The organism is Chryseobacterium sp. Tr-659 (assembly GCF_011752975.1).
Classification (GTDB): domain Bacteria; phylum Bacteroidota; class Bacteroidia; order Flavobacteriales; family Weeksellaceae; genus Chryseobacterium.
The window spans coordinates 152,381-162,638 of the sequence record NZ_VWWP01000010.1; the positions used below are offsets into that span (position 1 = coordinate 152,381).

Consider the following 10,258-nt stretch of genomic DNA (forward strand, 5'->3'; position numbering starts at 1 on the left):
ATTTTATATATAAGTATTATTTTTTGATATTGTGCAGCAAATGGGATTTTTCACCACTGATAAGCATAGCAGTCATCATGGCGAAGCCCGCACGGTCTCCTATATTAACATTGATCTTTTCTGAAAACTGTTGAATAAGCTCTCCATTATTAAGATCATACAAACGAAATAGTGAGTTTCCGAATGTTACTCCCATAATTTGTTGAATATTAAATATAACCGGAAGCAGCAATAAATCTGCATTACCGAATTTTTCTTTAATATAGCTTATTTCCTCAGTACTTATTATGGTGTTAAGATTAGGAAAAGTTTTTACTTCCTTAGACCTGTAATCCTTTTCAGCAACCTTTTTTAAAATATCCATAACTTTTGTATCCAGATTGGCGCGTGCAGAAGCCACATCCATAAACTTTAATTGAAGTGTATCTTTTAAAACCTTTTTTGTAATGGAGTCACTATCTTCAAAATCATTGATAATAGGTACAACAGCAACATTAGATCCATCACCTTTAAAAGAATAATTCTGATTAAATACTTTTTGAGCTTTGAAAAAAGTCATTCCGGATAATACTGTAAGCATTATCAACACAAGGTTTTTCATAAAAATGTTTCTTAATATAATTTTTTTGTTGATCATCTTTTATAATCCTTTTATCCCGGAGATCCGTTTAAAAATGTAATATTACGAAAGTTTTCAGTCAAATAAAATCTGTTTTCCTTACAACAAACTTAAGTGACAGGGCTACAGATAAATTTTTTATTGTAATTTTATTCTTAGGTTAAATTTAAAAAAATGGAATTTCTTCAGGACCATTATGCTGTTAAAAACGAATTACTGTTAATATTAATTTCCGTTATTCTGGGCCTGTTTATTGGTGCCGAACGTGAATACAGGAATAAATCCGCGGGTCTTCGTACCTTTATTCTGGTTTGTTTCGGAGCCTGTCTGTTCACCATTCTTTCCATTAAAATAGGAGTAGCTAATCCAGATCGCCTTGCAGCTAATATTATTACAGGGATCGGTTTCTTAGGAGCAGGAGTGATTTTTAAAGGAGATAATAAAATTGAAGGAATTACTACAGCTACAACCATCTGGGCAACAGCATCAATAGGAATGGCCGTAGGATCAGGATATGTTTATATTGCTATGTTGGGAACCGCTTTGGTATTAATTATTTTGAGTGCTTTAACTTATTTACAGAATTTTATTGATAATTTTAACAAAGTAAGAGAATACAGAATAGCGGTCACCAGTTCAGGGGATATTAAATATTGTGAGAATATCTTTAAAGAAAACCGCTTAGCTTATCTCATGATCAGACAGCAGTATTCACAAGATGGCTTTACGGTTATCTGGAGAATTACAGGGAAAAACAGCCATCATGAAAGATTAACCATGCGTTTGGTAGATGATCCTAAGATTAAAGCTTATCAGTTTTAATTTTGTAAGACAAAAAAATAAAGGCCGAAGCCCTTATTTCCTATTTTTTCTTGAATATGTAAAGATCTTTATTAGGTCCGGTAATTTCTTTTCCATCCATATCCAGTTGGAAAAGTGTGTTTTCACCTACCTTGTATTTATAGCTGGCAGATTTTCCTTTTAAAGTAATTATACTTCCTGTAGTATCCCAGACAAAGGTTCCTTTATCTTCATTCTTTGAATTTCTTTCAAGGTATTCTTCTTTAATACTGAATGTTTTATCATTGTTCAATGTTAATGAAGTTTTGATTCCAGGGCAATCCGCACACGGAACCACAGCTTCATAAGTTCCTGCCCAGTCTAAAGCATTTTCAGAAGTATCACCTGCAGCTGTAGGAGTAGCTTTGGTTATACTATCGGCAGAAACGGGCTGAACAGCAGTTGTAGCAGAATCCGTTAAAGTATTTGTGTTTTCGCTGGTTTCTTTCTTAGAACATGAAGCGAGAAATAAAGCCGCTCCGATTCCTGCAATAATCATTTTGCTTTTCATCATAACAATAGATTTAAAGATATTTTTTAATAATAAAGTTATTTCCAATAAACAAAAACTAAGCCAGAGAAAAGGATACAATAATGAGTAGTCAATTCGTTTCGCCTTCCAATTTTTCATGATTTATTTGTGAAGTAAAGTTCACGATTGTCCTGAAATATTTATCAAAAATAGCCTTGAGTAACTTTTCCATCCGTTTTATGAAGACCATTCCTATTTTTCTTCGTAAATTCGGGCAAAATTTTGATTATGACAAAAAAGATACTTTTATCTGTATTTCTTTTGCCGGCTGCAATGGCATTTGCACAACAATATGGAGGAATGTGGATTCCTACAGAGCTGAATGAAAAGGAAATGAAGGATTTGGGAATGAAGATCTCTGCAAAAGATATTTTCAACCCTCAGAAACCAAGCATAAAGGATGCAGTGGTACAGTTTAACGGCGGATGTACAGCAGAAATCATTTCGCCAAAAGGATTACTACTAACCAATCACCATTGTGGTTATGGTCAGATCCAGGCACATTCTACCGTTCAGAATGATCTTCTTTCGAACGGGTTCTGGGCAAAAAATACACAAGGAGAACTTCCGAATCCGGGAGTGAAAGTAGATTTTATTGTAGATATAAAAGAAGTTACAGATCAGATCTTAGAAGGTACGGATAACCTTACGGAACCTGAACTGACTAAAAAGATCAACAACAATATTGAGGTTTATAAAAACTCTCAGAAAATAGAATCATACCAGTCTATTATGGTAAAGCCAATGTATTATGGAAACAAATACTATGCTTACACCATTGAAACCTATAAAGATATCCGTCTTGTAGGCGCTCCGCCCCAAAGTATAGGGAAATTTGGAAGTGATACGGATAACTGGGTTTGGCCTAGACATACCGGAGATTTTTCAATGTTCAGAATCTATGCAGATAAAAACAATAAGCCTGCGGAATATTCAAAAGATAACATTCCTTACGTTCCAAAACACTATTTACCGGTTTCCATCAAAGATAAGAATGAAAACGATTTCACTTTTGTATTCGGATTTCCGGGAAGAACTACAGAATATCTTCCTGCAGTAGCAGTGGAGAAAATTATGAAGGATATTGATCCTGCAAGAATCGCAGTACGTGATGTTGCTTTAAAAACATTGGACGAAAAAATGCGTGCTGATAATGAAACACGTATTAAATATGCTTCAAAATATGCTTCAGTAGCCAATTATTGGAAAAAATGGATCGGAGAGGTTGAAGGATTGAAAAAATCCAATGCCGTTGAAAAGAAAGTAATGTATGAAGGTTCTTTGGTCGCTAAAAATCCGGAGATTAAGACAACTCTGGATCAACTGAATAAACTTTATAACGATCAGGCACCTTATGCGCTTAACAACGCATATTATACAGAAGTGATAAGAAATGCTGAGACATTGAAACTGGCAGGAGATTATTATGACTTCGTAGCTTCAGTAGAAGCAGGAAGAATGGATGAAAAGGAACTGGCAAAGTTTAAAACAAAAGTATCTTCATTCTACAAAGATTACAGCGCAGAGCTGGATGCTAAAGTAACGGCAAAACTACTGGCGTTATATGTTAGTAAAACAGCACCTCAGTTTTTACCGGCTGGATTCAGCAAATTTAAAGATGAGGCAGCAAATATCCCTGTAGTGGAAGATATGTCTAAAAACTCTATCATCACAGGAAGAACAGCAGTAAACAATGCTGCACTGACTACCGATATTGATAAAGCATTTTCTAATCAGGATAAACTCATCAAAACTTTAAAGAAAGATCCGATTTATCAGCTGTATGTAGCAATGAAAGAAACGTATATGAAGACTGCAGATCCTCAATACACTTCACTTCAGGCAAAAATTGATGCTTTACAGAAGAAATTCATGGCACAGCAGATGCAGACGGATAAAGACAGAAAATTCTTCCCGGATGCCAACTCAACACTTCGTGTAACCTATGGTAAAGTAAAAGGTTCCACACCAAGAGATGCTGTTTCTTACGGTTACCAGACCCACCTTGCTGGAGTAATGGAAAAATATGTACCTGGAGATTATGAATTTGATGTTCCAAAGAAACTGATTGACCTTTACAACAAAAAGGATTTCGGAATCTATAAAGATAAAACAGGAGATGTTCCTGTAGGATTCACTGCTACCAACCACACTACGGGAGGAAACTCAGGAAGCCCTGCACTTGATGCGAACGGAAACCTGGTTGGACTGAATTTCGACAGACAGTGGGAAGGAACAATGAGTGATATCAATTACGATCCACGTTTCAGCAGAAACATCATGGTAGATACAAAATATATCCTTTTTATCATTGAAAAGTTCGCAGACTCCAAGTGGCTTGTGGATGAAATGAAGATTATAAAATAATTTTAAAAGTTATACCTTTAAGAATCTATTTGAATTAAATTTTGAATAGATTCTTTTTTATTTTGAGCAAGATGAAAGATAAGATCATCAATACATTGGCCGCATTTGAAACAGACAATATCGGGAGAGCTTTTCCGCTGGAATACTGTCTGCCTCTTTATCACAGTGTTTCCGATAAAGATCTTCCACACATTAAGCACGTAATCTGTTATAAAAATTCCAGACAATTTGAAGAAGATCTCGATAACCTGTCCAAACATTTTCAGTTTATAAACTGGCAGGAATTCAGAGACTTTACTACCGGAAGTTTCAAATCTAAAAAGAAGGTCGCTTTACTTACTTTTGATGACGGTTTCAAAGAATTTTATGATGTTGCCGTCCCGATTTTGGAACGGAAAGGAATTTATGCCTGTAACTTTGTCAATCCGGCTTTCATAGACAATCAGGATATGATGTTCAGATGTAAGGCCAGCCTTCTTGCTGATGCTGTTGAAAAGATGAGAGATATTAATCCTGAAGTTTACCGCATATTGTCTGTTGAAAACAATGCAGGAAAAGATATTTTGAAAGAGCATATATTAAAGATCAACTATCAAAGAAAGTGGATTCTGGATGAGCTGGCAGTCTATCTCGACGTTGATTTTAAAGCCTATTCAAGAGAAAATAGTCCCTATTTAAGTACAGAAGAACTCAAAAAGCTTACATATAAAGGCTTCGGTATTGCTTCTCACAGCTGGGATCACCCGAAATATGGAGATTTGTCTTTAGCAGAGCAGATGGAAACTACCGATAAAACCTTTGCTTATTTAAAAGAAAACGGGTTTCTGTATGAAACTTTTGCATTTCCGTTCACAGACTTTCAGGTAAAGAAAGAGTTCTTTGATGAGTTATTTAAAAATGAAGAAATCTATTGCAGCTTTGGATGTGCAGGAGTAAAACTGGACAGTGTGAAAAGAAATTTTCAGAGAATTCCAATGGAGATGGGAGAGAGTGCACAAAAAATTATGAAAAAGGAAATTGCTTATTTCAGACTTAAAAAGCTGTTGAATAAAAATACCATTATCAGAGAATGATACAGCTGAAAACATTCAATAGAAAAGAACTGGAAGATTTCATATCGTCCGGAGATTTCGAGCAGTATGATTTTCTTCCCATTACAAAGCATCGTGCGTTATCACATATCAGAAATCCTAAAGCGGGTGATGAAGATACTCTTCTCATTCTTGCTTTTCATGAAGAGAGACTGGCAGGATATGTAGGATGCTTCCCGGATTGTTTTGATATTGACGGAAAAAAGATCCGTTATGCGTGGCTAAGCACATTGTATATAAACCCTGAATTCCGGAAAGAAAGACCTGCAAAAAAGCTGTTGAAGAAGGTTTTCGAAGAATATGAAGGTAAAATTGCCATAACGGAATTCACCAAAGAAGCAGAAGCACTGTATAATATCATGGGTGTTTTTGAATATGTTTTTCCAAAAGAAGGAAAACGGTACTATTTCAGAACAGACGCAGCAAAAATGATTCCTGAAAAAAAGCCTGGAACAAAAAAAATAGAACCTTTGTTTCACATCTTGGATGCCGCTGCTAATCTGTTGATTTCAACAAAGAATTTAGGAATACAGAAACCTGATTTTCGATATGAAACGCTAAGCAGTATTGATCAGGAAAGTGCTGATTTTATAAGTGAATTTCAAAGTCAGCGAAATGCGGAAGAGATCAATATTTTTATAAAAAATCCCTGGGTTTTGGAAGGGAAAAAAGATGGAAGGTATCTTTTCTCAAGTTTCGCCGGGGTTTTTAAGTATTTCTGGGTGAAGATATATGATAAGGATAATAGACTTAGCACATGTCTGATGCTTCAGCTTCGTGACGGATATCTTAAAATTCCTTACCTTTTTTCAGTTTCAGATTTAGATGAGGTTGTTGGCTTTTTAAACTATTTTATCGTTGAAAATAAAGTGAAAGGCTTTACCTGCTACCAGACCGAGCTGAATGATGCCATTCAAAAGTCAAAATCATTTTCAAAGATTTATCAGCGTGATTTCAGAAGAGAATACCTTTTCCACAAGCAGCTGCTACAAGAACTTCCGGAGAATTTTGATCCTCATTATCAGGATGGAGACGGAGATTGTATGATGACATAAAAGATTTCTGTAAATTTTGCAGTCTGCAATTACAATTCAACAGATTTTAAAATAAAAGAGGCTGTCTCAAAGACCAAATAATATGACGTTTGCCATTCGAATTTGCTGAAGAATCTTTGAGACAGCCCTTGTTTTTTTAATGTCCGAAAATATCTTTCAGACTTACTTCTTTGAAGGCTCCCATTTTATGAACAGCTTCCATATTCAGGTTTTCTTTTTTACCGATAATAGCTGTATTAAATTCTACCGATTGAATCTCTGTCTGATAGAATTGCCTGATATCTTCAAATTTCAGATGCTGGATCTGTCCGTAGATATCTTTCCTGAAATCATGGTAAATATTCAGCTTCTTTAATCTTAAAGTATTGAAGAATATATTATTTCTTGTAACTCTGGTTGATGCAATCTGCTTCAGTGCTGCATTTTTTGCATTTTCAAACTGAATAGGAACTTCAGGAAGCTCATTCATCAGTTCGTTCAGTGTGTCCACAGCAATCATAAGTTTATCAGGCTGCGTTCCTATATAAGTGGTAATATAGTCAGGATGATTCAGCTCAGAATTAGCTGCGTAAGAAACATAAGCCGAATAAGCAAGACTTTTACTTTCACGCATCTCCTGGAAGACAATTGAAGATAACCCTCTTCCGAAATACTCATTGAACACATTGATTTTTCCGAAATGAAGCGGATTTACCATATTTCCCTTTCCAATCTTGCTCATTTCCATCTGAACCATGTCGTAATTGATGAAATATACGTTTCCTCCGGTCGCAGGTTCAGGATATTGTTTCGGTTCAGGGATCTGAAGGCTTTCCATTTCCATATAATTTCCAATATATCCTTTGAAATTTTCAAAATCCTTACCATAGAAAAATACCTGATACGGATAGTTGAAAAGCTTTTTCATTCTGTCTGTAAACACTTCAGATTTGGAGTTTTCAAGCTCCTCTTTGGAAATAACATCCGTAAAACGCGACTTACTGCCTAGTTTTGTATAATTGGTTAGGGCAGTCATGATACGGTTTTTATCCTTCTTCACGGCCTGGCGATTTTCAAGCACAGTTTCCACAAACTGACTGTAAACATTCTGATTCGGTTTTACATCGCGCATCCAATGTTGAAGTAAGGCAATTCCCTTTTCTATATTCTCTTCCAACCCGCTCAGAGAGATGATAAGCTGATCATTGGTTGTCTTAAAATCATTACTGATCCCGATTTTGAAAAATTCCTTTTTTAGATCTTCAGGAGAAAATCTGTCTGTACCCAGATATTGTAACAGTTGGGTTGAAATTCCCAGCTCCCTGTCATGATCACTTCCAAAAGGAAAAATAAAATGTAACTGGGCAATATCGTTGTATTTATTTTTAACGAAACTTAATTTTTTTCCCTTGAGCTCATCCGTTGTAATTTCTTTCTGATAATCGATGAACTCTGGTTGAATGTCTTCCGTAATGTCAGATAGAATTCCTTTTAAAAATTCAGACTGTGTGTCGCGGTTTATTTTAACCGGTGTAATACCTGGATTTTCCACTCTGATCAGGCGGTCGTTTACCCCTTTTTCTTTATCTACAATCACATAATTATCTTTGAAAAAGGCATTGGCAAAAGTTACTACATCATCTTTCGTAAAAGAAGCGTATTCATCCATTTCGTTCATTTCCTGTTCCCAGGTTCTTCCTTTAATATAAGAATCATAGAGATTAGTGGCTAATCCTTCTGCCGTTTCAAGACCTTTCATCCTTTGAAGTTTGAAATCATTGATAATTGCAGGAAGCATCCAGTCGGGGAACTCTCCTTTTTTGATCAGTTCAATCTCCTCCAATACCATATCCTTTGCTTCTTCCAGTGTCTGTGTTTCCTTTGGAACAGCCACAATAGAAAAATAGCCGTATTGTCTTAACCCTACAGAAAAAGCCTGTGCCCAAAGCATTTTTTGAGTCTGGTTGATGTGTAGATCCAGTAGTCCGGCCTCGCCTCTGTTGCTGAGGATATTGGCTACAACATCAGCCAGCATAGCTTCACGTGTGCCATAGCTGTCAGTTCTCCATGCCAGTTGCGTTCGTGGGGTAGTGGGGCTTTTTACCGTTCTTTTGATAACTTTTGTAATAGGTTGCTCAATAATTGGTGTCTTTTTCGGTAACTCTTTATAAGGTAAAGTCCCGAAATACCGATCAATTAATTGAATCGTTTCTTCGAAATCAAGATCTCCAACCAGCACCATAGCATAATTATTAGGAACATAATATTCATCAAAATACTTATGAATGGCCTTCATAGAAGGGTTTTTCAAATGTTCCGGTCTTCCTAATGTGGTTTGCTGCCCGTTAGGATGAGTGGGGAAAAGAGCGTCCATCAATTCGTAGCTCACAAGCCTTGTATCATTGTCTTGTGCTCTGTTGAACTCTTCATATACAGATTCCAGTTCAGTATGAAAAAGACGGAGTACAATTTCGGAGAATCTTTCCTTTTCTATTGTAAGCCATTTTTCAAGCTCATTGTTAGGGATATTGTTTTTATAAACCGTTTCATCAAACCAGGTATGGGCGTTGGTTCCGCTTGCACCCAGAGAGGAAATGGCTTTGTCGTATTCATTAGCAATAGCATATTGACTGGCTTGCTGTGAGACTTCATCAATCTTTTTATAGATTTCTTTCTTCTTTTCAGAATCCTGTTCCGCTTTATGTTCCTCATATAGCGCAGAGATCTGGTCCAGCAGTTCCTTTTCCTTCTCCCAGTTTTGAGTTCCAATTTTAGAAGTTCCTTTAAACATCATGTGTTCAAGGTAGTGAGCCAATCCTGTATTATCAGCCGGGTCATTATTGCTTCCCGTTTTTACCGGAATAAAAGTCTGAATCCTTGGTGCATCGAAATTTTGAGCCAGGAAAACCTTTAAGCCGTTTTTCAAAGTATAGATTCTGACTTTATTTTTATCGTGGGTTACCGTAATATATTCGTAGTTGTTCTGATCAGTGTGTACCGTTTCTTTATATTTTCTCTCTGTCATATATAAAACTCATTTCATTCCTTAGAATCCGGAATGCAGTACAAATGTAAGCAATCAAAAAAAATGTTGGCCGGTTTTTATCACTATTACATCTATTATTATAGTTGAAAAGGTTAATCAGAAGGGGCAAACCCTCATCAATTCAGGAAAGAGACAAATAATAAATGTCGTCATGTTACAATACTATAATATGTTTAACCTCTTACAAATTCTTTTTTCACTTTTCCTTTTCCTGTTTACTTTATTCAGGAGCTATTTCCTGCTATCCATTTCTACTCCTCGCGCCGTTGTTCCCGCACCAAGACCAAGAGCTATTCCTTGCGTACTGCGGGGTAACCATTTCTATCAGGGCTAGGGTATAGGAGGTTAATAAGCCGTAAGCCATACATGATTAACGACCATTCTTCTTATTCTCTTCCCACCCCATCCACGCTCCAGCCCATTCTCGCCCTTCCTCCAAACAAATGTTTAAAATTTTTGTTTCTGCGTTTCAGTGGATTAGGCTTAAAATGTGATGTAATATGAAATTTAAGTTAACAAAACTTGTTTTGCGTGTTAATAAGTTGTTATCTTTGCCCCACTGAAAACGAGAGATTATCAGTAAGCGCAGAAGAGGCTTTTAGATAAGCAAAAACATGAGTCTACTTTAAGAAACAGGCGAAAAAAAACTTTAACTTTTTATCAAATAAAAGTTGTGAGATAAAAAAGAGTTTGTATCTTTGCAGTCCCAAATAATGGGAGCGCAGGAGT

The 10,258-nt window shown here is 36.1% G+C and carries 7 protein-coding genes; 4 read left to right on the top strand and 3 right to left on the bottom strand.

Annotation, left to right across the window (positions count from 1 at the left end):
- Positions 1-16: 16 nt before the first annotated feature.
- Complete coding sequence (locus F3J23_RS19260; protein WP_167032780.1) at positions 17-580, bottom strand: hypothetical protein; 564 nt, start codon at positions 578-580, stop codon at positions 17-19.
- 213 nt (positions 581-793) lie between these two features.
- On the opposite strand from F3J23_RS19260, the gene F3J23_RS19265 reads away from it, so the two are divergent.
- Positions 794-1,441, top strand: coding sequence for an MgtC/SapB family protein (locus tag F3J23_RS19265; RefSeq protein ID WP_167032782.1), 648 nt, complete (start codon positions 794-796; stop codon positions 1,439-1,441).
- Positions 1,442-1,481: 40 nt separating this feature from the next.
- On the opposite strand, the gene F3J23_RS19270 is transcribed toward F3J23_RS19265, so the two are convergent.
- Positions 1,482-1,973 carry a copper resistance protein NlpE gene (locus F3J23_RS19270; RefSeq protein WP_228455384.1) on the bottom strand — a complete coding sequence of 164 codons (492 nt, stop codon included), beginning with the start codon at positions 1,971-1,973 and terminating at the stop codon, positions 1,482-1,484.
- A 246-nt stretch (positions 1,974-2,219) separates the two neighbouring features.
- Between F3J23_RS19270 and F3J23_RS19275 the strand changes: the two genes are divergently transcribed.
- From F3J23_RS19275 to F3J23_RS19285, 3 genes are all read left to right on the top strand, one after another.
- A complete protein-coding gene (locus F3J23_RS19275; RefSeq protein ID WP_167032784.1) occupies positions 2,220-4,358 on the top strand; it encodes a S46 family peptidase in 2,139 nt (712 codons plus the stop codon).
- A gap of 71 nt (positions 4,359-4,429) precedes the next feature.
- Positions 4,430-5,431, top strand: a complete 1,002-nt coding sequence (locus tag F3J23_RS19280) for a polysaccharide deacetylase family protein (protein WP_167032786.1) — start codon at positions 4,430-4,432, stop codon at positions 5,429-5,431.
- Positions 5,428-6,504 carry a GNAT family N-acetyltransferase gene (locus F3J23_RS19285; RefSeq protein WP_167032788.1) on the top strand — a complete coding sequence of 359 codons (1,077 nt, stop codon included), beginning with the start codon at positions 5,428-5,430 and terminating at the stop codon, positions 6,502-6,504. Before F3J23_RS19280 ends, F3J23_RS19285 begins: the two co-directional genes overlap by 4 nt.
- A 136-nt stretch (positions 6,505-6,640) precedes the next feature.
- Here the strand turns inward: F3J23_RS19285 and F3J23_RS19290 are convergent, their stop codons facing one another.
- Entirely contained in the window at positions 6,641-9,508 is a 2,868-nt protein-coding gene (locus F3J23_RS19290; protein WP_167032790.1) for a M16 family metallopeptidase, read from the bottom strand.
- Between the last annotated feature and the right edge of the window lie 750 nt (positions 9,509-10,258).

What these genes read in the sequence shown, in the direction of transcription:
- F3J23_RS19260 (WP_167032780.1), bottom strand. Translation starts at nt 580, where the DNA reads ATGCTTACAGTATTATCCGGAATGACTTTTTTCAAAGCTCAAAAAGTA.
- F3J23_RS19265 (WP_167032782.1), top strand. Translation starts at nt 794, where the DNA reads ATGGAATTTCTTCAGGACCATTATGCTGTTAAAAACGAATTACTGTTA.
- F3J23_RS19270 (WP_228455384.1), bottom strand. Translation starts at nt 1,973, where the DNA reads ATGATGAAAAGCAAAATGATTATTGCAGGAATCGGAGCGGCTTTATTT.
- F3J23_RS19275 (WP_167032784.1), top strand. Translation starts at nt 2,220, where the DNA reads ATGACAAAAAAGATACTTTTATCTGTATTTCTTTTGCCGGCTGCAATG.
- F3J23_RS19280 (WP_167032786.1), top strand. Translation starts at nt 4,430, where the DNA reads ATGAAAGATAAGATCATCAATACATTGGCCGCATTTGAAACAGACAAT.
- F3J23_RS19285 (WP_167032788.1), top strand. Translation starts at nt 5,428, where the DNA reads ATGATACAGCTGAAAACATTCAATAGAAAAGAACTGGAAGATTTCATA.
- F3J23_RS19290 (WP_167032790.1), bottom strand. Translation starts at nt 9,508, where the DNA reads ATGACAGAGAGAAAATATAAAGAAACGGTACACACTGATCAGAACAAC.